Raw genomic sequence first — 279 nt, 5'->3', positions numbered from 1 at the left:
GGAGCGGGCATCGTGCTTGCCTGGTTCATCCTCGCTGCCATGGCGATCCGCGGTGCCGAAAGCCGGCTTGCCGGCGGTGCTCCGGGCGATACGCTGCTGAAAGACCTGCCGCGTTTGCCGCTGCCGGAATTTCTCGATCGCTTTTTCGCTTTGTGCCTTGCGCCGGCTCCGCTCGCAGGCTCGGCTGCCGCGCAGGCGTTGGCGTTCGTCCTGATGTGGTTCCTGATGGCGGTGGCGGCGATGCTGCCTTCGGCGGCGCCGATGATCCGCACCTATTGC

1 pseudogene is annotated in these 279 nt (G+C 66.7%); it reads left to right on the top strand.

Going from position 1 to position 279, the window contains the following annotated elements:
- A pseudogene (locus EN808_RS36060) lies at positions 1–279 on the top strand (DUF2182 domain-containing protein); the annotation flags it as partial.

Origin of the sequence: Mesorhizobium sp. M8A.F.Ca.ET.165.01.1.1 (assembly GCF_004792065.1) — a bacterium.
Classification (GTDB): domain Bacteria; phylum Pseudomonadota; class Alphaproteobacteria; order Rhizobiales; family Rhizobiaceae; genus Mesorhizobium.
This window is presented reverse-complemented; position numbering and strand designations above follow the sequence as displayed.